Below are 21,960 nucleotides of genomic sequence, written 5' to 3' on the forward strand. Positions count from 1 at the left end.
GGGGAAGTCAAGGCTGGGGGTCCTCACTCCATCACCGGGGGGATCTGCCGCACCCAGAGGATGTAGGAGAGGTACTCCAGGTAGCCCAGGGGCACCTGGGAGAGGGGGCGGTCCACCTCCAGGCTCATCATGGCCTCCCCGCCCCGCTTCTTGCGGCTCACGGTGAGGTAGGCGATGTTCACGTCGTCGTCCGCCAGGATGCGGGCCACCCGGGCCACCACCCCCGGGGTGTCCACGTTGCGGATGACCAGGGTGGGGGCGGAGCCGGTGATGCGCACCTCAAACCCGTCCACGTCAAAGACCCGCACGAGCCCCCCGCCCAGGGAGCTCCCCGTGACCACCAGGCGCTCCCGCTCCCCTTCCAGCACCATGCGCACCGTGTTGGGGTGGACGTCCCCGAGCTCCACCTCCTTGAAGACCACCTCCACCCCCTCTTGCTTCGCCAGCTCCAGGCTCTCCTTCAGCCGCTCGTCGTCGGGCGTGAGCCCCAAGATGCCCGCCGCCAAGGCCAGGTGGGTACCGTGCCCCCTTCCGGTCTTGGCGAAGGAGCCGTGCAGGCCAAACTCCACCCGCCTGGGCTTTTCCCCCAGGAGGTGGCGGGCCAGGAGGGCCAGGCGGCACGCCCCGGCGGTGTGGCTGGAGGAGGGCCCCACCATCACGGGCCCGATCATGTCCAAAAGCCCCATGCTAGTAGAATAGCGCCATGCGTGGGTTCTTGGCTCGGGCCCTCCTGGGCGTGGGCGCCTTCCTCCCCGGCCTCCCGGCCCTAGGCCAAAGCCTCCTGCTCCCCGAGCGGGTCCCCGCGGGGGAGACCGTGATCCTGGAGGGCCGGGACCTGCCCGAAGGCCGCTTTCCCCTCCAGGTGGAAGGCCCTGGGGGAGTGGAAACCCGGGAGGTGGAGGTGAGGGAAAAGGCCTTCCGCCTCCCCTTCACCCCGGAGGCCCCGGGGGAGTACCGGGTGCGCTTAAGCCTGCCCTCAGGCACCCTGGAGGGCCGGTTCCTGGCCCTGCCCGCCGCGGCCCCCGAACTCACCCAAGAGGGCCTAAAGCTCCCAGGGAGGGTCTTACCCCTGCCCCCGGGTCCCTGGCTGGGGCCCGTGGTGCAGGGGGAGCGGGTCTACGTGGCCCAGGGGCTCCTGGTGCTGGAGACCGACCTCCGGGGAGAAGGGATGCGCTTCCACTTCGCCCCCGCCCGCATCCTGGCCCTGCGGCCAGGCCCGGAGGCCCTGCTGGAGGGGGACTGGGTCCTGCCCATCCCCTTTCCGCCCGTGCCCTTTGAGGGCAAGGAGGAGGACCTAGAGGCCTTGGGAAGCCTAGTGGAAGCGCTGAAGCCGCCCAAGCCCTGGCCCTACTTCGTCTACTGGACCCAGGACCCGGCCTCCTTGCAGCCCGAGGACCTGGAGGCCTACGGCCAGGACCTGAAGGCCCGCCAGCACCGGCCCGAGCTCTTCTATGGCCAGGCCGGGGTGGCCCGGATGGCGGCGGCCTCCCGCCGCCTGCGCACCGAGAACCCCGAGCAGGCCCTACGCTTGGCCCAGGCCCTCTTGCAGTACACCCCCCTCTTCCCAGGCTCCTTGACCTTTTTCCAGGAGACCGCGGAGCACCTGGAGGCCCAGGGCAAGCCCGCCCAGGCCCTGCGCTTCCTTGAGGCGGAGGCCTGGCTTCGCGCCTGGCTTCCCCCCGACCCCACCCCCCTGGTCCCCGCCCTCCAGACCCTGGGCCTGGCCTATTTGGCCCTCATGCTCTACCTCTTCCTCCTTTACCTCCCCGCCCAGCTCCGCGACCTCAGGGCCATCGGCGGGTACCTGGGGGGCTTCCTCCGCCATCCCCTCCTCCGCCTCAGACACCTGCACCTGGCCTACGCCAGCCTGGGAGAACGGGTCCTGGCCCTCCTCCTCCTCCTGGCCCTGGGAGCGGGCCTCCTCCTCCACGGCCTGGACCAGGAGGTGAGGCGTAGCCTCTGGGCCCCTCCCTTAGACCGGGGCACCTTGCGCACCCAGGCCGCCCAGGACTGGCTCCGCACCCTCCCCCCCATCCCTCTGGGGAAGGGCCTTTTGGGCTACGCCCTTCTGACAGAAGCTCCCAAGGAGGCCTCCGGCCTCTTGGCCCAAGCCCCTTGGCCCTTCGCCCTGGCCCTCCGGGGCGACGAGGCCTCCCTGGCCGAGGCCTACCGGCGGGCACCCCTGGAAGGCCCCATACGGAGCGCCCTGGACCTGGGGCAGGACCCCTGGGGCGCCCGGGAGCCTGGCCCCAGCGTCCGCACCCTGTACCTGGCCCTCCTGCAGGTGGAACTCCGGGGCTTCCTGGAAGACCCCTTGCGGGGGTTTTTGCGCCTTTCCACCCCGCTTCCCCCAGGGGCGAGGGCTTGGGCCTTTCTGGGCCTCTTCCTCCTCTTCCTCTACCACCTCCTGGCCTTCTTCCTGCCGCGCAGGCGGGCCGCCATACCCCTCACCTGGGCCCTGGCGCTCCGGGTTCTGGTGCCCGGAAGCTTGAGCTTCTCCGCGGGCCTGGGCCTCGTCCTCCTCCTCCTCGCCGCTTACGGCCTCCTGGCCCTCCTCGAGGGCCGGGGCCCGGGCCTTCTTATCCTGGCCTACGCCGCCCACCTCTTGGGTTTAGTCTTGAACCTGCGGAGGCCCCTATGATCCTTCTACCCCCCATCCCCACCCCCTTTGACCGGGAAGGCCGCCTGGACACCGCGGCCTTCCGAGAGCTGGCCGAGGCCTTGGAGCCCTTGGTGGACGGGCTCCTCGTCTACGGCTCCAACGGCGAGGGCGTCCACCTCACCCCGGAGGAAAGGGCCAAAGGCCTCAGGGCCCTCAGGCCCCGGAAGCCCTTCCTGGTGGGCCTCATGGAGGAAACCCTGCCCCAGGCGGAAAGGTCGCTCTGGGAGGCCAAGGAGGTGGGGGCCATGGCGGTGCTGGCCACCCCTCCCCGCTACTACCACGCCTCCTTGGGGGAAGGCCTTCTCGCCTACTACCGCGCCCTGGCGGAAAGGATGCCCCTCTTCCTGTACCACGTCCCCCAGAACACCAAGGTGGACCTGCCCCTGCCCGCGGTGGAGGCCCTGGCCCAGCACCCCCAGGTCCTGGGCATCAAGGACTCAAGCGGCGACCTAAGCCGCCTCGCCTTCTACCAGGCCCGCCTTGGGGCTTTCCGGGTCTATACCGGCCACGCCCCCACCTTCCTCGCCGCCTTGGCCCTGGGGGCGGAGGGAGGGATCCTGGCCGCGGCCAACCTGGCCCCGAGGGCCTACCGGGCCCTCCTGGAGGCTTTCCGCCAGGGGCATCTGGGGGAGGCCCAGGCCCTCCAGAAAAGGCTCTTCCCCCTGGGGGACCTCCTGGCCAAGGGCGGGGTGCCCCTCCTGAAGCAGGCCCTGCGGCACCTGGGCCTCCCCGCGGGCTTCCCCCGCCCCCCCTACCCGGCGGAAAGCCCCCTCTGGGAGAGCTTCCGCCCCGTGCTGGAACGCCTTAAGGAGGAAGGATGGATCCTGTAGCCCGTGCCCTGAAGCCCGCCTTTTGGCTGGGCCTTCTCGTCCTTTCCGCCTGCGCCCCAAGGGCCCTCCCCCCCGAGGCCCGCTTCCTGGGAGCGGAGATCCGGGGCCTGGAGCTTGCCCCAGGTCCGGCCCTGCTCCTGGGCCTCAGGGTGGAGTTCCAAAACCCGAACCCCTTCCCCCTGCCCCTCGCCACCTTCGGCACCCGGTTAAGGCTCGGGGAGGTGACGGTGCCCTTGGACTTAAGCCTTCCCCCGGGGCGGAAGGAGGAGATCCTCCCGGTGCGGCTCACCCCCCAGGAGGCCCTGGCCACCGCCCAGGCCCTGCTCTCCCGGGAGGGGGTGGAGGTGGTCCTGGAGGGGCGCACCTTGGGCCAGAGCCTCACCTTCTTCCGAACCCGCCTCGCCTTCCCCTTGGAACCCCCAAGGGTGCGCCGGGCCGGGGTGAACTTCTTCCTGGAAAACCCCAACCCCCTGCCCCTCCGGGTGGAGGGAAGGCTTGTCCTGATGGGCCAGAGCTTCGGAATCCAGGCCGAGCTCCCCGCCAAGGGGGAGGGGCGGCTCCAGGTGGTGGGCTTCCGCCCGGGCCTGGAGCGGGGAGGGGGGCGGCTGGAGCTCACCCTGGAGGTTCCGGGGTTCCTGCGCCAGAGCCTGGTCCTTCCCCTCTAAGCGCCCTCCTGGAGGGAAAACCCCCAGGGGAGGAGCTCCCCCAGGGTTTTCACCTCGTACCCCTCGGGCCCGTGGAGGAAGACCTCCACCCCCGCGCCCCCGAACTCAAAGAGCACCTGGCGGCACCCCCCGCAGGGGGGGATGGGCCCCTTTGGGCTATAGATATGGACCCGGTCTATCCGCCGCTTGCCCGCCAGGACCATGGCCGCCACCGCGTTGCGCTCCGCGCACTGGGAGAGGGGAAAGGAGGCGTTCTCCACGTTCACCCCTAAGAAGGCCTCCCCCTCCGCCTCCACCAGGGCCACCACGGGAAACCGGGAGTAGGGGGCGTAGGCCCGCTCCACGTGCGCCTTCAGGATTTCCCTAAGCTTCTCCATGCTGCACGAGCCTCTCCACCCGCACCCTTTCTATGCGCCTTTGGTCTGCGCTCTCCACCACGAAGCGGAACCCGTTCCACTCCGTGCTCTCCCCCACGCCGGGAATGCGCCCGAACTGCTCGTAGAGGAAGCCCGAGAGGGTATCGTACTCCCCCTCGGGGAGCTCCACCCCCAAGGCCTCGGAGACCTCGTCCACGGGGGTCTGGGCCTGGATGGAGAGGGAGCCATCGGGGAGGCGCCGGATGGCCGCGTCCTCCGGCTCGTCCGTCTCGTCGTAGATCTCCCCCACGATCTCCTCCATCACGTCCTCCAGGGTGACGAGGCCCGCCGTGCCCCCGAACTCGTCCACCACGATGGCCATGTGCACCTTGCGGCGCCGGAGCTCCCGGAGGAGGCTCCAGGCGTCCATGTTCTCGGGCACGAAGTAGGGGGGATGGGCGATGGAGGCCACGGTGCGCCCCTTCAAGTCCTCCTCGCAGTAGTAGTCCAGGAGGTCCTTGGCGTAGGCCACGCCCACGATGTGGTCCACGCTCTCCCGGTACACGGGCACCCGGCTGTAGCGGTGCTCGCGGAAGAGGTGGAGGAAGTCCTCCAGGGTGGCCTCGGCCTCGATGGCCACCACCTCCACCCTAGGGGTCATGATCTCCCGCACCGGGGTCTCCTCCAGCTCCAGGATGGAGTGGATCATCTCCTCCTCCTGGGCCTCGATGGTCCCCGACTCCTCCGCCCCCGCCAGGATGAGCTTGAGCTCGCGCTCGGAGACCAGGGGGGTGTTCCGGGGCTCCAGGGAGACCAGCCTCAAGAGGAGGCCCGAGACCAGGCTGAAGAAGCGCCCCACGGGGTAGAGGAGGACGGAGAGGAGGTAGATGGGCCAGGCCGCCACCCGGGCCAGGGCCACCGCGTGGTGCACCGCCACGGACTTCGGGGTGATCTCCCCGAAGAAGAGGACCAAGAAGGTCATGACCCCGGTGGCCACCCCCACCCCCGCGGAGCCAAAGGCCCGGGTGGCGAGCTCCGTGACCAGGGCGGTGGCGGCGATGTTCACCAGGTTGTTGCCCACCAGGATGGTGGTGAGGAAGCGGGTGATGTCCTGAGCGAGGAGGCGGAAGGGCCCCCCTTGCGTCTCGGCCAGCTCCCGCACCTTCCACGGGTAAAGGGTGGTGAAGGCGGTCTCGCTGGCGGAGAAGAAGGCCGAGAGGGCGAGGAGGAGGACCAGAACAAAAACGTCCCCGGGGCTTGGGGCTTGGGACTGGGCCAGGGCTAGGGAGCCGAAGGGCAGGAGGAAGAGCCACCGACTTGGAGGTCTGTCCATATCACCTTCCGCCATTTTACACCATGCGGCCTGTGGCCGAGCCTTCACAATTTGTTTTACACTTCTGTATAGTTGAGGCATATGAACGGTCCCCCCCTCCCCCTGGTGGAAGAGCTGTCCCGGCTGGGCTACACCCTCATGCGCCTCCTCCTGGCCCGGGCCAAGGAGGTGTTCGCCCAGGAGGGCCTCTCCCCCCTCCAGGCCGAGGTCCTCCGGCTGGTGAGGGAAGGGGTCCACCTGCCCTCCCGCCTGGCGGAGCACCTGGAGGTCCTGCCCTCCCAGGTGTCCCACCTCCTGTCCTCCCTGGAGGAGGCGGGGCTCCTATGGCGCCACCCCGACCCGGAAGACCGCCGCAGGGTCCTCCTCCGGCTCACGGAGAAGGGAGAGGCCGTGCAAAGGCGCCTGCAGGAGGCCTGGCTCCGGGCCTACGGCCAGCACCTGGCCCGGCTCTCCCCGGAGGAGCTCCTGCGCTTTCGCGACCTCCTCAGGAAGCTCACGGAGGTGGAGCGTGGTTAGGCTCTTGGCCCTAGGCCTCCTCCTGCTCCCGGCCCTGGCCCAAGGCGCCCTGGACCCCGTGCGCCACCACCCCCTGGCCCAGCAGGCCCAGGCCCTGTTGGAGGCGGCCAAGAAGGCCCTCTTGGCCCAGACCGCCCCCCTGGCCCTGAACGTCCAGGGGAACTACGCCCGCTTCGGCTACACCTGCACCCCGGAGGCCCTGTGCCAGGGCCTCCCCGGCACCGGGGGGAGCCTCACCCTGTCCCTGGTCCTCACCCCCTTCCCCTTTGGGGACACCGCCCACGGGGTGGAACGGGCCCGGATCGCCTACCGTCGGGCCGAGCTCGGTTACCGCAAGGCCCTCGCCGCCCTGCAGGCCCAGGCGGTGGCCGCCCACGGCCGCCACCAAGAGGCCCTCCTGGGGAAGGCCCTGGCGGAAAAGGGGCTGGAGCTGGCGGAGAAGGCCCTGGAAGCCGCCAGGAGGCGCCAGGCCAACCCCAGGGAGCTCCGGGAGGCGGAGCTGGCCCTGAGGGAGGCGCAAAACCGCCTGGAGGAGGCCGAGCGGGGCGTGGCCTTGGCCCAAAGGGCGGCGGAAGGCCTGGTGGACCCCAGGCAACCCCTCCCCGAAATCCCCCCGCCCCAGGGCACCACCCCCCTTTCCCTGGAGGAGGCCCGGCTGGCCCAGGCGGAGGCGGAACTGGCCTACCAGAGCGCCCTCCGCGCCCTTTGGCCGGAGCTCCAGGCCAGCTACCTCCTCTACCCGAGCGGGAACGACACCCTGGCTCTTAGCCTCGGCAGCCGCTCCTTACAGCCCACCCTCTCCTACACCCGCCAGGATCCGACCCGCCTGCCCACCCAGGTCCCCGGGGCCGGGAGCTACCGGGCCCGGGAGGAGCTGAGGCTTTCCCTTTCCCTCACCCTTGCCCCCGGGCTTTGGGGGGCCCTCGAGGCGGCGGAGGCACAGCGCCGGGGCGCAGAGGCCGCCCTGCGGGCGGCGGAGGCCCAGGCCCGCCTCCAGGAGGCCGGCCTGAGGCTGGGCCTGGAAAGCGCCAAAGCCGCCCTGGAGCTGTCCCGCCTGCGCCTCGCCTCCCAGGAAATGGCCCTGGAGGAGGTAAGGCGGCGCCTGGAGCTAGGCCTGGAAAGCCCCCTCGCCCTGCTCCAGGCGGAGCTGGCCCTGCTCCAGGCCAGGCTTGCCGTCCTGCAAGGGGAAAACGACCTTAGGAACCGCTTGATGGAGCTTTACCAGTTCTATGGCGAACTTCTGCCGGAGGTGGCCCCATGAAAAAGACCCTGCTCGCCCTAATCCTCCTGACCCCGGCCCTGGCCCAGCCCCTCCCCGAGGCCCTGAAGCGGGCCCCCGAGGCCGTGGGGGTGGTCACGGCCCAGCTGGAGTACGAGGCGCGGCAAAAGGACCTGGCCCGCCTGGAGCAAGACCCCTTGCGCACCCCCCTTTCCCTGCTCCAGGCAAAGCAGGCCAGGGACCTGGCCCAGGCCCGGCTCGGGCGGGCGCTGGCCCAGGCGGAGCTGGACATCGTCTCCGCCTACGCCCAGGCCCGGGAGGCCTCCCTGCGGGTGGCCCTGGCGGAGAAGGCCCTGGCGGTGGCGGAGCTGGGCCTCCGGGCCGCGGAGGTGCGGGTGAAGGGCGGAGGGGGAACCAGCCTGGACCTCCTGGAGGCGCAGAGCCGGGTCCGGGAGGCGGAGAAGAACCTGGAGGCGGCAAGGCAGGGAAGGAAGAGCGCCCGGGCCGCCCTGGCCAACCTGGTAGGCCCCTGGGAGCCGGAAAGCGTCCAGAACCTCCCGCCCCCGCCCGGGCAGGAGGTGGTGGAAACCCTCCTAAGCGAACACGCCGACCTCCTCCAGCTCCGGCACTCCCTGGAGCTTCTCCGCTTCCAGCGGGGGCTCCTGGACGAGGCCTTCGCCGCCAAGAAGGACATGGAGGCCCTGGAGGACCAGATCCGGAGCCTGGAGGAGAACCGCAAGGGCCTGGAGCGCTCCCTGAGGGTGGGCCTCGAGGCCCGGCTCGGCCAACTCCTCCCCCTCCTCCAGGGGGTTAGGGCGGCGGAAGAGGCCTACCGGGCGGCCCAGGAACGCCTCCGCGCCGAGGAAAAACGCTTCCAGGCTGGGCTCGTGAGCCGGCTTTCCCTCCTGCAGCAGGAGCTCGCCCTCCTGCAGGCGGAGCTCGCCCTGGAAGAGGCCAAGCACGCCTACCTGAAGGCCTACCACGGCCTGATGGCCTCGAGGTGACCATGCGCTGGACCCTCCTTCTCCTACCCCTTCTCCTCCTGGCCTGCGCCCCCAAGCGGGCGGAGCCCCCCGCGGCCAAGCCGACCACGCCCCTGGCCCTGGAGGTGCGCACCCTGGTGGCGCAGCGGGGGGTCTTGGCGCGGGAGGCCCGGGCCTCGGCCAACCTGCAGGCGGAAAAGGACAGCCTGGTGGCCGCCTCCGCCCCGGGCCGGGTGGTCCGGACCCTGCCCGCGGGCACCCGGGTGCGGGCCGGGGAGGGGGTGGTCTTCCTGGACCCCGCCCCCTTCCAGGAGGCCCTGGAGGCCGCCCGGCTCAACCTGCGCCAGGCGGAGGCCAACCTGGAGCGGGCGGGGCGCCAGCGGGCGGGGAACCGGGGGGTTCTCCTGGCCCAGCTGGAGGCGGCCCGGGCCCAGCTGGAGGCGGCGGAAAGGCGCTACCAAGAGGGCCTGGCCCTGGTCCAGGTGGGGGCCCTCGCCCCCTTGGACCTCAAGGGCCTCGAGGCCCAGCTCCGCCAGGCAGAGAGCGCCTACAAAAACGCAAAGGAGGCCCTGGCCCAGCTGGAGCGGGCCGAGGACCTGAGGCTTTTGGAACTCCAGGTGGAGGCCGCCCGCCTGCAGGTGCGCCAGGCGGAGCGGAACCTGAAGGAGAGCGTGGTGCGGGCCCCCTTCGCCGGGGAGGTGGTGGAGGTCTTCGTGCGGGAGGGGGAGTTCGTGGGAACGGGGAGCCGGGCCTTCCGCCTGGCCACCACCGAGCGCCTCCTGGCCAAGCTCCACCTGCCCCCGGACCAGGCGGGCGCCCTGGGCCCGGACACCCCCTTCACCTTGCGGCAGAACGGTAAGGAGGTCCCCGCCCGCCTCCTGCGCCGCACCGACCTCCCCGGCCAGACAAGGCTGGTGGAGCTGGTCTTGGAACCCCAGGGGGCCCTCCTGCCCGGCCCCGCGGAGGCGCGCTTCCCGGAGCGGGTGGCCGAGGGCCTCCTCCTGCCCGCCGGGGCGGTGCGGGCCCGGGAGGGCGAGGCCGTGGTCTACCGGGTGGAGGCGGGTAGGGCCCGGGAAACCCGGGTGCGCCTGGTAGCCCAGGAGGGGGGCCAGGCGGTGGTGGAAGGGCTGGCGGAGGGAAGCCGGGTCATCTACCCCCTGCCGGAAGGGCTTAGGGACGGCGACCCCGTGGAGGTGCTCCCGTGAGGGAAAACCCCTTGGTGGCCTTCTTCGTGGAGCGCTTCGTCTTCGCCACGGCCATCTTCGTGGGCCTGGTCCTGGTGGGGCTCCTTCTGGGCCTGGGGCTCGGGGTGGAGCTCCTCCCCCGGTTCAGCGTGCCGGTGATCGCGGTGTCCACCAGCTACCCGGGGGCGGGCCCGGAGGAGGTGGCGGAGCAGGTCTCCAAGCCCCTGGAGGACGCCCTCTCCACCCTGAGCGGGGTGGACACCCTGGGCTCCAGCTCCACGGAGGGCTTCAGCCTGGTCTTCGTCCAGTTCCAGCAGGGGGTGGACGTGGACCGGGCGGCGGTGGAGGCGAGCCAGAAGGTGGCGGCGGCCCGGGGAAACCTGCCCAGGGACGCCTCGGCCCCCGTGGTGCAGAAGTTTGACCCCTCGGCGAGCCCGATCCTGTACCTGGCCCTCGAGGCCCCGGGGGAGGACCTCTCCCGGGTGCTCCGCCACGCGGAGCGCACCCTGAAGCCCAGGCTGCAGCTGGTCCCGGGGGTGGCGGAGATCCGCCTCACCGGGGCCCCCAGGCGGGCCATCCGAGTCTACCTGGACCCAAGCCGCCTCCAGGCCCTGGGGGTGGCTCCCCCTCAGGTGGTCCAGGCCCTCTCCGCCTCGGCCCTCAACCTGCCCTTGGGGAACCTGGAGGAGGGGGAGAAGCGCCTGGTCTACACCCTGAGGAGCACCCCCGCCACGGCGGAAGAGGTGGCGAACCTCCTCCTGGACCCCTCCCGGGGCCTCCGGGTGCGGGACGTGGCCCGGGTGGAGGAAGGGGCCGAGGCCCCCACCACCCTAAACCGCCTGAACGGCCGCCCCGCGGTCCTCCTGGCGGTGGTCAAGACCCCCGACGCCAACGCCGTGGCCGTGGCGGACGGGGTGAAGCGGGCCCTGGCGGAAATCCCCCTCCCTCCCGGGTACCGGGCTGAGGTGGCCCTGGACACCACCCGCTTCATCCGGGCCGCGGTGGAGGACACGGTGCGGGAGGCCTTTTTGGCCGCCTTGGCCGTCTCCTTGGTGGTCCTCGTCTTCCTGGGCAAGCTCAACTCCGTCTTCTCCGTGATCCTCGCCATCCCCATCACCCTCTCGGGGGCCATCCTCCTCTTCGGGGTGCTGGGCTTCACCTACAACCTCATCAGCCTCCTGGCCCTCACCGTGGCGGTGGGCATCGTGGTGGACGACTCCATCGTGGTGGCGGAGAACATCGACCGGTACCGGCGGATGGGCCTGGGCTTGAAGGAGGCGGTGCTGAAGGGGGCGAGCGAGGTGAGCGTGGCGGTGGCGGCGGCTACCCTAAGCCTCCTCGCCGTCTTCTTGCCCATCAGCTTCCTCCCCGGCCTCATCGGCCAGATCTTCCAGCAGTTCGGCCTGGGCATGGCGGCGGCCATCGCCGTGAGCTGGCTGGAGGCCCTCCTCTTCCTCACCGTGCGCCTGGCCTACTTCCCCGACCCCGAGCCCCCAAGCCCCAAGGAGGCCCTCATGGCCCTCCGCCTTCTGCCCCAGGACCTCCGCTTCGCCTACCGCACGGGGTACCGCACCCCCTTGGGGCTCCTCTTGGGGGCGGGGACGGCCTTCTGGCTCCACCGCCAGGGACCCCTTTACCTGCTCCTCCTCCCCCTCTACCCGGCGGCCTATGGCCTCCTCCGCTACCTGGCCCGCTTTGCCCTGGACCTGGCGGGGGCCCTCACCCGCCTCCTCCACCGCCTGGCGGAGGCGGGGATGGGCCGCCTCACCGAGGCCTACGCCCGAAGCCTGGCGGGCGCCCTGGCGCGCCCGGGGTGGGTCCTGGGCCTGGCGGGCCTGGCCTTCCTCTCCATCCTCCCCATCCTGCCCCGCATCCCCTTCAACTTCACCCCCCGCTCGGACACGGGGGTGCTCACGGCCACCCTGCTCCTGCCCAAGGACACGCCCCTAGGGGTGGCGGACCGGGCGGCCCGGGCCCTGGAGGCCTACTACCTGGCCCACCCCGCCGTGGAACGGGTGGTGACCACCGTGGGGGCGAGCGCCACCGGGGGCGCCCAGGTGGGGGATCCCTCCCGGGTCCAGCTCCAGATCGTCCTCAAGCCCAAGGGGAAGCGGGAGGACATCTTCGCCCTCACCGAGGTCTTCAACCGGGAGGGGAAGCGGGCCCTCCAAGGCTTCCCCGGGGCCGACCTCCGGGTCCTGGCCCAGACGGGCCCCGAGGCGGGGGACGCCGACCTGCAGTTCTTCGTCACCAGCCCCGACCGGGCCCTCCTGGAAGGGCGGGTTGAGGCCATCACCGCCCTCATCGGGGAAAAGCCCTACGTGCTGAACGTGAAGAGCACCCTCGAGGCCACCCAGCGGGAAAGGGTCTTCCTCCCCGACCCCACGAGGCTTTCCGGCACCGGCCTCACCCCCCAGGAGGTGGCCCAGACCCTCAGGCTCTACCTCTCCGGCGCCCAGGCCGCCACCGCCAGGCGGGGCGGGGAGGAGTTCCCCGTGGTGGTCCAGGCCGACCCCTTGCGCCTCGGGGGGGAAGGCGACCTCCTCTCCCTCCCCGTCTACGCCCCCGCCCTCCAGGCCTTCCTGCCCCTTTCCAGCCTGGGGCGGTTCGTGGAGCAGCCCGGCCCCACCCTGATCTCCCGCCGCAACCAGGCCTACGCCGCCGGGATCAACCTCAACCTCCGCCCCGAGGCCCCGGGAACCTTCCAGATCCAGCAGGAGCTCACGCGGGAGCTTAGGGAGAAGGGGCTCCTGGGGGACGGGGTGGAGCTCGTGGCCACGGGGCTTGGGAGCTTCACGGGGGAGCTGGCCCGGCTGGCCCCCCTGGCCTTCCTCCTGGCCCTGGTCCTCAACTACCTGGTCATCGCCAGCCAGTTCAACGCCTGGCGCTACCCCCTCTACCTCCTCCTCCCCGTGCCCCTGGCCCTGGTGGGGGCCTTCTGGCTCACCTACCTCCTGGGCACGGGCCTGGACGTGATCAGCGTCTTAGGGGTGGTGATGCTCATCGGCCTGGTCACCAAGAACGCCATCCTGCTCCTGGACTTCGCGGTGAAGCGCATGCGGGAGAGGCCCCTCAGGGAGGCCCTCCTGGAGGCGGCGCGGCTCAGGCTCAGGCCCATCCTCATGACCACGCTCACCGTGCTCATCATCAGCCTCCCCCTCCTCCTGGGCACGGGGGAAGGGGCCGAGTACCGCAGGCCGCTCGGGGTCATCATCCTGGGCGGGCTCCTCTCCTCCACCCTCCTCACCCTCTTCGTGGTGCCCGCGGCCTTTTACACCTTTGAGAGGCGGCGGGTCAAGGAACCCGTGCTGAGGTGAAGCATGAGCGCCAAGAAGCTCCTCCTCCTCTTCCTGGTGGCGGCCTTGGCCCTGGCGGGGGCCGTGGTGGGCACGGCCTATTACTTCCTGAGGCCCCTCAAGGCGGAAGGTCTGGCCCGGGAGGTCCTGGCCCGGTCGGGCCTCGAGGTAAGGGAAACCCCCTACGGGGTGGAGCTCCGCCCCCAGGCCCCCAAGGCCCTCCTGGCCTTCTACCCCGGCGCCCGGGTGGAGCCCTTGGCCTACGCCCCCGTCCTGGCCCGGGTGGCGGAGGCGGGGTACCTGGTGGTTCTCCTCAAGGTGCCCTCCGGCATCGCCCTCCTGGGCAAGGAGCGGGCCCTGGAGGCCAAGGCCGCCCACCCCCACCTCCCCCTGGTGGTGGGGGGGCACAGCCTGGGCGGGGTGGCGGCGGCGGAGGTGGCGGCCCGGGAAAAGCTCCCCCTCCTCCTCTTCGCGGGCTACCCCGAAGGGGACCTCTCCGGGGAAGCCATCCCCACCCTGGCCCTCTACGGCACGGAGGACGGCCTCCTGCCCCCAAAGGAGGCCCGGGCCAAGGCGAAGCGCCTGCCCAAGGGCGCCCGGGTGGTCTTCCTGGAGGGCCTGAACCACGCGGGCTTCGGCGCCTACGGGGTCCAGCGGGGGGACAAGCCCGCCACCCGCCCGCGGGAGGGGCTGTGGGGGGCGATCGCGGAGGAGGTCCTCCTCTTCCTGGAAAGCCTGGGCTGGGACACGCCCCCCCTGCCCCAGGCCCTGCGCCCCTGAGCGCCAATGCCTCGTTTTCGCCCCACGCCCTTTCGGGGCCCATGCCAGGGCAAGCCGACATGGAAAGTGCTATAGTGGGTAAAGCCGGGGCGGGCGCCCCCCCTCGGAACACTTCCCCCAGAAAACCCAAGCGAACCTAAGCCCTTGGCCCCTCGGGGGAAGGGAAAGGAGTGGACATGAAGGACAGCTTCCAGACCCTAAAGACCCTGGAAACCCCAAGCGGCACCTACGCCTACCACGACCTCCTGGAGCTTGAGCGGAAGGGCCTGGCGGAAGTAAGCCGCCTCCCCTTCTCCATCCGGGTGATGCTGGAAAGCCTCCTGCGAAACGAGGACGGCTACCAGGTGACCCAGGAGGACATCGTGGCCCTGGCCCGCTGGCAACCGGAGCCCGGGGAGATCAACGTGCCCCTGAAGCTCGCCCGGGTCATCCTGCAGGACTTCACCGGGGTGCCCGCGGTGGTGGACCTGGCGGCCATGCGGGAGGCCATCGCCAAGCGGGGCGGGGACCCCAGGCGCATCAACCCCGTGGTGCCCGCCGATCTGGTCATCGACCACTCGGTGCAGGTGGACGCCTTCGGCACCGCCTACGCCTTCTTCTACAACGTGGAGAAGGAATACGAAAGGAACCGGGAGCGCTACCTCCTCCTCAAGTGGGGCCAGGAGGCCCTGGAGAACTTCCGGGTGGTGCCCCCGGGTACGGGCATCGTCCACCAGGTGAACCTGGAGTACCTGGCCCGGGTGGTGATGACCAGGGAAGAGGAGGGGCTTACCCTGGCCTTCCCCGACAGCCTGGTGGGCACCGACAGCCACACCACCATGGTGAACGGCCTGGGGGTGCTGGGCTGGGGGGTGGGGGGCATTGAGGCCGAGGCGGTGATGCTGGGCCAGCCCTACTACATGCTGGCCCCCAAGGTGGTGGGGTTCAAGCTCTACGGGGAGCTTCCCGAGGGGGCCACGGCCACGGACCTCGTCCTCACCATCACCGAGATCCTGCGCAAGCACGGGGTGGTGGGCAAGTTCGTGGAGTTCTACGGCCCCGGGGTGGCCAAGCTCTCCCTGGCCGACCGGGCCACCATCGCCAACATGGCCCCCGAGTACGGGGCCACCATGGGCTTCTTCCCCGTGGACGAGGAGACCCTGAACTACCTCCGCCAGACGGGCCGCCCCGAGGCCCTGGTCCAGCTGGTGGAGGCCTACACCAAGGCGGTGGGCCTCTTCCGCACCCCCGAGGCGGAGGCCAAGGTGCGGTACTCCGAGCACCTGGAGCTGGACCTGAGCGCGGTGGAGCCCTCCCTGGCGGGCCCCAAGCGCCCCCAGGACCGGGTGCCCCTTAAGGAGGTCAAGCGGAGCTTCCTCGCCCACCTCACCAAGCCCGTGAAGGAGCGGGGCTTCGGGCTTACTGAGGACCAGCTCCAGAGGAAGGTGCTGGTCAAGCGCCAGGACGAGGAGTTCGAGCTCGCCCACGGCTCCGTGGTCATCGCCGCCATCACCAGCTGCACCAACACCTCCAACCCCTCGGTGATGCTGGGGGCGGGGCTCCTCGCCAAGAAGGCGGTGGAGGCGGGCCTGGACACCAAGCCCTGGGTGAAGACCTCCCTGGCCCCGGGCTCCAAGGTGGTCACGGACTACCTGGAGATGAGCGGGCTCATGCCCTTCCTCGAGGCCTTGCGCTTCCACGTGGTGGGCTACGGGTGCACCACCTGCATCGGGAACTCCGGGCCTCTCCCTGAGGACATCGCCAAGGCCGTGGAGGAGGGGGACCTGGTGGTGGCGGCGGTCCTCTCCGGCAACCGCAACTTCGAGGGGCGCATCAACCCCCACGTGAAGGCCAACTACCTGGCAAGCCCCATGCTGGTGGTGGCCTACGCCCTGGCGGGCCGGATGGACATTGACTTCACCACGGAGCCCCTGGGCTTTGACCCCAACGGCAAGCCCGTCTACCTCAAGGACATCTGGCCCTCCATGAAGGAGATCCAGGAGGCCATCCAAAAGACCCTGGACCCCGAGCTCTTCAAGAAGGAGTACAGCCGGGTCTTCGAGGGGGACGAGCGCTGGCAGGCCCTGCCCGCCCCCACCGGGGAGCTTTACCGGTGGGACCCGGAGAGCACCTACATCCAGAACCCCCCCTTCTTCGAGGACCTGGGGGAGCGGAAGGTGGGGGACATCCGCGGGGCGCGGGTGCTCCTCGTCCTGGGGGACTCGGTGACCACGGACCACATCTCCCCCGCCGGGGCCATCCCCGTGAAGAGCCCCGCCGGGCAGTACCTGATCGGCAAGGGGGTGAAGCCCGAGGACTTCAACTCCTACGGCTCGAGGCGGGGCAACCACGAGGTGATGATGCGGGGCACCTTCGCCAACATCCGCATCAAGAACCTCATGCTGGAGGGCATTGAGGGGGGGTACGCCAAGAAGCTCCCCGAGGGGGACGTGGACTTCGTCTACAACGTCGCCATGCGCTACAAGGCGGAGGGCACGCCCCTTTTGGTGATCGCGGGAAAGGAGTACGGGACCGGCTCTAGCCGCGACTGGGCCGCCAAGGGAACCTACCTCCTGGGCATCAAGGCGGTGCTCGCGGAGAGTTACGAGCGCATCCACCGCTCCAACCTGGTGGGGATGGGGGTGCTTCCCCTGGAGTTCCTGCCGGGGCAGAACCGGGAGACCCTGGGCCTCACGGGGTACGAGGTCTACGACATCCTGGGCCTAGAGGACCTCGAGCCCAGGAAACTCGTGGAGGTCGTGGCGCGGAGGGAGGACGGGAGCGAGGTCCGCTTCCAGGCCATCGCCCGCCTGGACACCCCGGTGGAGGTGGACTACTACAAAAACGGGGGCATCCTCCAGACCGTGCTCCTCCAGATGCTAAAGGAGGCCAAGGCCCGGTAAAAGCCAGGAGGCCCCGCCGCGGGCTAGCCCGCGGCGGGGCCTTTTACCGGGGCCCCCAGGCTGGCCTACGCCAGCCTGGGGTGGCATTAAAGGCCGGCCCCGATCTCCAGCTTGGGGTTAGGGCGGGCCCCTTCCGCCTCCGCCTCCCGGGCCTCGATCTTGCCCTTGATGCGCTTGAGGCGGAAGGTGTCCTCCCGCTCCCTTTGCTCCAAAACCTGCTGGATGAAGCGGATCTGGGAACGGATCCCGGGGATCACCACCTGCTCCAGGGCGTTCACCCGCCTGGTGGTCTTCTTGATCTCCTCGCCGATCTTCTTGAGGCGGGTCTCGGTGTTGGCCACCTGCACCAAGGCCTCCGCGTAGCGGCGGAAGGCCCGGCTGGCCTCGAGGGTGTAGGCGGGCGTGCCCACGGGGGAGAGGACCACCCCGTTGGGGAAGGTGGCCCTAAGCCTCGGCACCTTGCTGCCCCAGACGTTCTCCACCTCCGCCTCCACCCCCTCCAGGGGGGGCACGCCCAGGGTGGCCGCGGCCACGCTGGCGGGGCCGTCAAAGGCCTGGGCCAAAAGGAGCGCCCCGTAGGCCTCCTGGGCCGCCCGGTTCAGGGCCTTCCTGGCCTCCAGGGCCTCCCGCACCAGGCCGAAGAACTCCGCCACCAGGGCATCCCGCTTCTTCTTGAGGAGGTCCACCCCCTTCTGCGCCAGGCGGAGCTGCCCCCGCCTCTGCAGAAGGTTCATCCGGGTGGGGCTCACTTGGCTCATCTACCCTCCCTTAGTCCAGGGCCTGCGGGGCACCCCAGATCTCCTCCAGCTTCTGCCCGTAGTACTTGCCGATGTGGTCCCTGGAAATCCGCTTGAGCTCTCCCTGGGGCAGCATGGAAAGGAGCGCCCAGGCGATCTGCAGGCTCTCCTCAATGGAGCGGTTCTGCTGCCCCTGGTTGATGAAGTGCTTCTCAAAGGCATCGGCGAACTGGAGGTAGCGGCGGTCGTTCTCCGTGAGGGCATCCTCGCCGATGATGGCCACCAGCTTCCTGATGTCCACCCCGTTGGCGTAGGCGGAGTAGAGCTGGTCGGAGACCTGCTTGTGGTCCTCCCGGGTCTTGCCCTTGCCCACGCCGTTGTTCATGAGCCGGGAGAGGGAGGGCAGGGGGTCGATGGGCGGGTAGATACCCTTGCGGTGGAGCTCCCGGGAGAGCTGGATCTGCCCCTCGGTGATGTAGCCCGTGAGGTCGGGGATGGGGTGGGTGCGGTCGTCGTCGGGCATGGAGAGGATGGGGATCTGCGTCACCGACCCCTTCTTGCCCACCACCACCCCGGCCCGCTCGTAGATGGTGGCCAGGTCCGTGTACATGTAGCCCGGGTAGCCCCGGCGCCCGGGGATCTCCTCGCGGCTCGCCCCGATCTCCCGCAGGGCCTCGCAGTAGTTGGTCATGTCCGTGAGGATGACCAGCACGTGGTAGTCGTGCTCAAAGGCCAGGTACTCGGCCACGGTGAGGGCCATCCGGGGGGTGAGGATGCGCTCGATGGTGGGGTCGTCCGCCTTGTTGAGGAAGAGGACGGAGCGGCTTAGGGCCCCCGTGCGCTCAAACTCCTGGATGAAGTAGGAGAGCTCCCGCTGGGTGATGCCCATGGCGGCGAAGACCACGGCGAAGGGCTCCTCCTTCTCCCCCTCCCCGGAGAGGTCGGGGCGCACCGTGGCCTGGCGGGCGATCTGGGCGGCGATCTCGTTGGCGGGGAGGCCCGAGCCCGAGAAGATGGGAAGCTTCTGCCCCCGCACCAGGGTGTTCATCACGTCAATGGTGGAGATCCCGGTCTGGATGAACTCCTCGGGCTTCCTCCGCGCCACGGGGTTCAGGGGCAGGCCCACGATGGGAAGCCGCTTCTCCGGGGTGATGGGGGGCAGGCCGTCTATGGGCTTGCCGATGCCGTTGAAGCGCCGCCCCAGCATCTCCTTGGAGACCCCAAGCCTCGCCACGTCCTCCACCAGGCTCACGCTGGTCTGGGCCAGGTCCAGGCCCGTGGTCTCCTCAAACACCTGGATGACCGCGTACTCCTCGGAGACCTCGATCACCTGGCCGCCGCGGACCCGCCCCGAGCCGTCCCGGATGTCCACGATGGCCCCGTAGGCCAGGTCCTTGGCGTTCTCCACGAAGAGGAGAGGTCCCGAGATGTAGGTGATGCCCGTGTACTCCTTCTTCAGAAGGTCCATCTTCCCTCCCTACGCCAGGGCCTTGAAGGCCCCCTCAATCTCCCCCATGGCCGCCTCAAAGTAGCGGGGGAACTCCTCCTCGCTCACGTAGCGGGCCCGGCCGATGCGCTCAATGACGGGAAGCTGGAGGATCTCGTCGATGGACACCCCCCGCCGGATGGCCGCCTCCGCCTCCTTGTAGAGGGCCAGGATCATCTTCATGATGCCGTAGGCCTTCCTCATGGAGCAGTAGGCGTCCACCTCGTGGTAGGCGTTTTGCTGCAGGAAGTCCTCGCGGATGATGCGGCCCACCTCGATGACCAGGCGCTCGGCGTCCTGCAGGGCGTCCGGGCCCACCAGCTGCACGATCTCCTGGAGGCCCGCTTCCCGTTGCAGAAGCTCGGAGATGGCGTCGCGGAGCTCGGGGTAGTCCTCCGCCACGTGCTCCCGGTACCAGGGGTCCAGGGCGGGGGTAAAGAGGGAGTAGGAGCCATTCCAGTTGATGGCGGGGAAGTGGCGGCGGAAGGCCAAGGAGGCGTCCAGCCGCCAGAAGGCCCCCACGATCCTGAGGGTGGACTGGGTCACGGGCTCGGACATGTCCCCGCCCGGCGGGGAGACCGCCCCCACGATGGTCACCGCCCCCTCCTCCCCGCCCAGGGTGATCACCTTGCCCGAGCGCTCGTAGAAGGCGGCGAGCCGGGCCGCCAGGTAGGGCGGGTAGCCCTCCTCCGCGGGCATCTCCTCGAGGCGGCTAGAGATCTCGCGAAGCGCCTCCGCCCAGCGGCTCGTGGAGTCGGCCATGAGGGCCACGGCGAACCCCTGGTCGCGGAAGTACTCGGCGATGGTGACCCCCACGTAGATGCTGGCCTCGCGGGCGGCCACGGGCATGTTGGAGGTGTTGGCGATGAGCACCGTGCGGTGCATGAGGGGCCCCCCGGTCTTGGGGTCGGTGAGCTCGGGGAACTCCACCAGCACGTCCGTCATCTCGTTCCCCCGCTCCCCGCAGCCCACGTACACCACCACGTCGGCGTTGGACCACTTGGCCAGGGACTGCTGGGTCACGGTCTTGCCGCTGCCGAAGGGCCCGGGGATGGCCGCCGTCCCCCCCATGGCCACGGGGAAGAGGACGTCCAGGATGCGCATGCCCGTGAGGAAGGGGGTGTTGGGGTCAAGCTTGCGCTGCACGGGCCTGGCGCGGCGCACGGGCCAGGTGTGGTACATCTTGAGCTCGGTGCCGTCCTCCAGGACCACCACCGGCTCCTCCACGGTGTACTCCCCGGCGGGCTTCACCTCCTTGACCCGGCCCCGGACGTCCGGGGGCACCAGGATCTTGTGGGTGAAGTTGAACTCGGGCACGGTGCCGAGCACCATGCCCCCCCGCACCTCGTCCCCGGGGCTAACCACGGGGGTCCAGGCCCACTTCCTCTCCCGGTCCAGGGCGTGGACCACCACGCCCCGGGTGATGTAGATCCCGGTCCTTTCCTTAATCCGCTCCAGGGGGCGCTGGATGCCGTCGTAGATGCCGTTCAGCATCCCAGGGCCCAGCTCCACCGCCAGGGGAAGCCCGGTGGAGACCACGGGCTCCCCCACCTTGAGCCCGGAGGTGTCCTCGTACACCTGGACGAAGGCGGTGTCCCCGTCCAGGCGGATGATCTCCCCCACCAGGCCCTCGTGGCCCACCTTGCAGATGTCGTACATGCGGGCCCCGGTCATGCCCTTGGCGATCACCGCCGGGCCCGCGATCTTCTCAATCACGCCCTGGATCATCTTCCCTCCATTCTACAGCTTTATGTCAAAGCCGATGGTCCGGCGCACCAGCTCGCGCATGTAGCCTTCCACGTCGGGGTTTTGGAAGGCCTCCTTCAGCCCGGCGATGGGGAGGAGCACGGGGAGGTCCCGGCCCCGCATGAGGCGCTCCACCGCCTTCTCCGGTTCGGGCAAAAGCCCCTGGTCCACGGCCACCAGGGCGTAGCGCCCCGCCTGCACCAGCTCCTCCAGCCGCGCCTTGGCCTCCTCCGGCGTGGCCGCGGGGTAGGCCTCGAGGCCCGCCAGGCGGAACCCCTGGGCGGCCTCGGGGTCGGCGATCACCGCGATCCTCATGCGCAGGTCACCTCCTCCTCCACCTGGGCCCGGGGGAGGCCGTAGTAGGCCCGCCGGGCGAGGAGCCTGAGGCGCATGGCCTCCCACTCCCGCTCCTTCACGTAGGCCAGGACCAGACCCGCCCCCAAGGGGTCCGCCGCGCCCTTCTTGGCCTCCCGGAGGAGCGCGCACCTGAGCCGCCGCTCCAGCTCCTTCAGGTCCCTGACCCCGGCCAGGCTGGCGAAGGGGGTGCCGGAAAGCTCGTCCAGCACCGCATAGTCCCCCTCCAGGAGCCTAGCGAAGCGAACCCGGTCCAAGAACCTCCCCCCGCGGATGAAGAGGCTTTCCGCGGGGACGTCCTGCCCCTGGAGCTTAAAGGCGGTGCGCAGGTTCTCCGCATCCACCTCCAGGGCCATGTGCTCCCTTAAGGCCGCCTCCTCCAAGGCCTTGGAGGCCTTGGCCACGTCCTCAAAGAACCGTTTGGCCAGAAGGGCCTCCACCCGGGAGAGGTCCTGGGTCTCCCGCAGGATCCCCCGGAGGGCCCGGGCCAGGGGATGGCCGGGGACGGCCAGGACCTGGGCCATGCCCGCGGGGTCCTGGGCCTCGTAGGCCTGCTGCCACAGGGCCTCCCGCAGGGTGCCGGGCAGGAGGACCACCTCCTCAAAGGGGCGGCCCGTGGCCTTGGCCCTGAGGAGGGCCTGGAGGTTGCTGAGGTCGTTGCGGAGCAAGAGGAGGCGCACCGCCTCCCGGGCCTCCCCGGCCGCCAGCTTGGGCAGGTCCCCCACCAGCCGGGCCTGGGTGCGGGCCACGGCCCGGTCCACCTCCGGCAGGCCCTGGCCGGAGAGCTCCTGCCCGTAGACGCTCTCGGAGAGAAGCCGCAAGAAATCGGGGTAGGAAAGGTCCATGGCCTCCTGGAAGAAGCTCTCCTTGAGGAGGCCCGCCCTCCGGGCCCGGACCCGTGCGTTTAGGTAGCCGAAATCGTCCGCCATGG

18 protein-coding genes are annotated in these 21,960 nt (G+C 70.2%); 10 read left to right on the plus strand and 8 right to left on the minus strand.

All coding sequences use genetic code 11. The features are described 5' to 3' along the window. Positions 1-23 precede the first annotated feature (23 nt). The gene (gene sdaAB / locus ACYQ0J_RS06245) at positions 24-686 is read right to left on the minus strand and encodes an L-serine ammonia-lyase, iron-sulfur-dependent subunit beta (protein ID WP_460171310.1); all 663 of its coding nucleotides are present in this window, start codon (positions 684-686) and stop codon (positions 24-26) included. A gap of 17 nt (positions 687-703) precedes the next feature. On the opposite strand from sdaAB, the gene ACYQ0J_RS06250 reads away from it, so the two are divergent. From ACYQ0J_RS06250 to ACYQ0J_RS06260, 3 genes are read left to right on the plus strand one after another with little or no spacing between them, the layout of a single operon-like run. Beyond that, positions 704-2,641, plus strand: coding sequence for a hypothetical protein (locus ACYQ0J_RS06250; protein ID WP_460171311.1), 1,938 nt, complete (start codon positions 704-706; stop codon positions 2,639-2,641). Then, positions 2,641-3,492: a dihydrodipicolinate synthase family protein gene (locus ACYQ0J_RS06255; protein ID WP_460171500.1), complete on the plus strand. Its 852-nt coding sequence runs from the start codon at positions 2,641-2,643 to the stop codon at positions 3,490-3,492. The genes ACYQ0J_RS06250 and ACYQ0J_RS06255 overlap by 1 nt, the downstream gene beginning before the upstream one ends. Next, positions 3,480-4,157, plus strand: coding sequence for a hypothetical protein (locus ACYQ0J_RS06260; RefSeq protein WP_460171312.1), 678 nt, complete (start codon positions 3,480-3,482; stop codon positions 4,155-4,157). The genes ACYQ0J_RS06255 and ACYQ0J_RS06260 overlap by 13 nt, the downstream gene beginning before the upstream one ends. Here ACYQ0J_RS06260 and cdd read toward each other — a convergent pair. Together cdd and ACYQ0J_RS06270 are read right to left on the minus strand one after the other, a co-directional pair. After that, positions 4,154-4,534 carry a cytidine deaminase gene (cdd, locus tag ACYQ0J_RS06265; protein ID WP_460171313.1) on the minus strand — a complete coding sequence of 127 codons (381 nt, stop codon included), beginning with the start codon at positions 4,532-4,534 and terminating at the stop codon, positions 4,154-4,156. The two genes, ACYQ0J_RS06260 and cdd, sit on opposite strands and share 4 nt — an antisense overlap. Beyond that, complete coding sequence (locus tag ACYQ0J_RS06270) at positions 4,521-5,846, minus strand: hemolysin family protein (protein ID WP_460171314.1); 1,326 nt, start codon at positions 5,844-5,846, stop codon at positions 4,521-4,523. Before ACYQ0J_RS06270 ends, cdd begins: the two co-directional genes overlap by 14 nt. A gap of 81 nt (positions 5,847-5,927) precedes the next feature. Here ACYQ0J_RS06270 and ACYQ0J_RS06275 point away from each other — a divergent pair, with 81 nt between their 5' ends. The 7 genes from ACYQ0J_RS06275 to acnA all read left to right on the plus strand — a co-directional run bounded on the left by ACYQ0J_RS06275 (position 5,928) and on the right by acnA (position 16,706). After that, positions 5,928-6,362, plus strand: a complete 435-nt coding sequence (locus tag ACYQ0J_RS06275; RefSeq protein ID WP_460171315.1) for a MarR family winged helix-turn-helix transcriptional regulator — start codon at positions 5,928-5,930, stop codon at positions 6,360-6,362. Continuing rightward, on the plus strand, positions 6,355-7,623 hold the full coding sequence (locus tag ACYQ0J_RS06280; RefSeq protein ID WP_460171316.1) for a TolC family protein: 1,269 nt from the start codon (positions 6,355-6,357) through the stop codon (positions 7,621-7,623). The genes ACYQ0J_RS06275 and ACYQ0J_RS06280 overlap by 8 nt, the downstream gene beginning before the upstream one ends. Continuing rightward, positions 7,620-8,585, plus strand: a complete 966-nt coding sequence (locus ACYQ0J_RS06285) for a TolC family protein (protein ID WP_460171317.1) — start codon at positions 7,620-7,622, stop codon at positions 8,583-8,585. Before ACYQ0J_RS06280 ends, ACYQ0J_RS06285 begins: the two co-directional genes overlap by 4 nt. 2 nt (positions 8,586-8,587) lie before the next feature. After that, on the plus strand, positions 8,588-9,769 hold the full coding sequence (locus tag ACYQ0J_RS06290; protein ID WP_460171318.1) for an efflux RND transporter periplasmic adaptor subunit: 1,182 nt from the start codon (positions 8,588-8,590) through the stop codon (positions 9,767-9,769). Further along, positions 9,766-13,065, plus strand: a complete 3,300-nt coding sequence (locus tag ACYQ0J_RS06295; protein ID WP_460171319.1) for an efflux RND transporter permease subunit — start codon at positions 9,766-9,768, stop codon at positions 13,063-13,065. Before ACYQ0J_RS06290 ends, ACYQ0J_RS06295 begins: the two co-directional genes overlap by 4 nt. 3 nt (positions 13,066-13,068) lie before the next feature. Continuing rightward, a complete protein-coding gene (locus ACYQ0J_RS06300) occupies positions 13,069-13,824 on the plus strand; it encodes an alpha/beta hydrolase (protein WP_460171320.1) in 756 nt (251 codons plus the stop codon). A 176-nt stretch (positions 13,825-14,000) separates the two neighbouring features. Next, positions 14,001-16,706 (plus strand): aconitate hydratase AcnA, encoded by a 2,706-nt coding sequence (gene acnA / locus ACYQ0J_RS06305; RefSeq protein WP_460171321.1) that lies wholly within the window; start codon positions 14,001-14,003, stop codon positions 16,704-16,706. A gap of 86 nt (positions 16,707-16,792) precedes the next feature. On the opposite strand, the gene atpD is transcribed toward acnA, so the two are convergent. The 5 genes from atpD to ACYQ0J_RS06330 are packed head-to-tail and all read right to left on the minus strand — an operon-like array spanning position 16,793 to position 21,958. Next, positions 16,793-17,464 (minus strand): V-type ATP synthase subunit D, encoded by a 672-nt coding sequence (atpD, locus tag ACYQ0J_RS06310; protein ID WP_460171322.1) that lies wholly within the window; start codon positions 17,462-17,464, stop codon positions 16,793-16,795. Positions 17,465-17,474: 10 nt separating this feature from the next. After that, complete coding sequence (locus tag ACYQ0J_RS06315; protein ID WP_460171323.1) at positions 17,475-18,911, minus strand: V-type ATP synthase subunit B; 1,437 nt, start codon at positions 18,909-18,911, stop codon at positions 17,475-17,477. A 9-nt stretch (positions 18,912-18,920) separates the two neighbouring features. Beyond that, positions 18,921-20,657, minus strand: coding sequence for a V-type ATP synthase subunit A (locus ACYQ0J_RS06320; protein ID WP_460171324.1), 1,737 nt, complete (start codon positions 20,655-20,657; stop codon positions 18,921-18,923). 12 nt (positions 20,658-20,669) lie between these two features. Then, entirely contained in the window at positions 20,670-20,984 is a 315-nt protein-coding gene (atpF, locus tag ACYQ0J_RS06325; protein ID WP_460171501.1) for a V-type ATP synthase subunit F, read from the minus strand. Positions 20,985-20,986: 2 nt separating this feature from the next. Continuing rightward, positions 20,987-21,958, minus strand: coding sequence for a V-type ATPase subunit (locus ACYQ0J_RS06330; protein WP_460171325.1), 972 nt, complete (start codon positions 21,956-21,958; stop codon positions 20,987-20,989). Positions 21,959-21,960: the final 2 nt, after the last annotated feature.

It is taken from the genome of Thermus sp. FJN-A, from assembly GCF_054655095.1.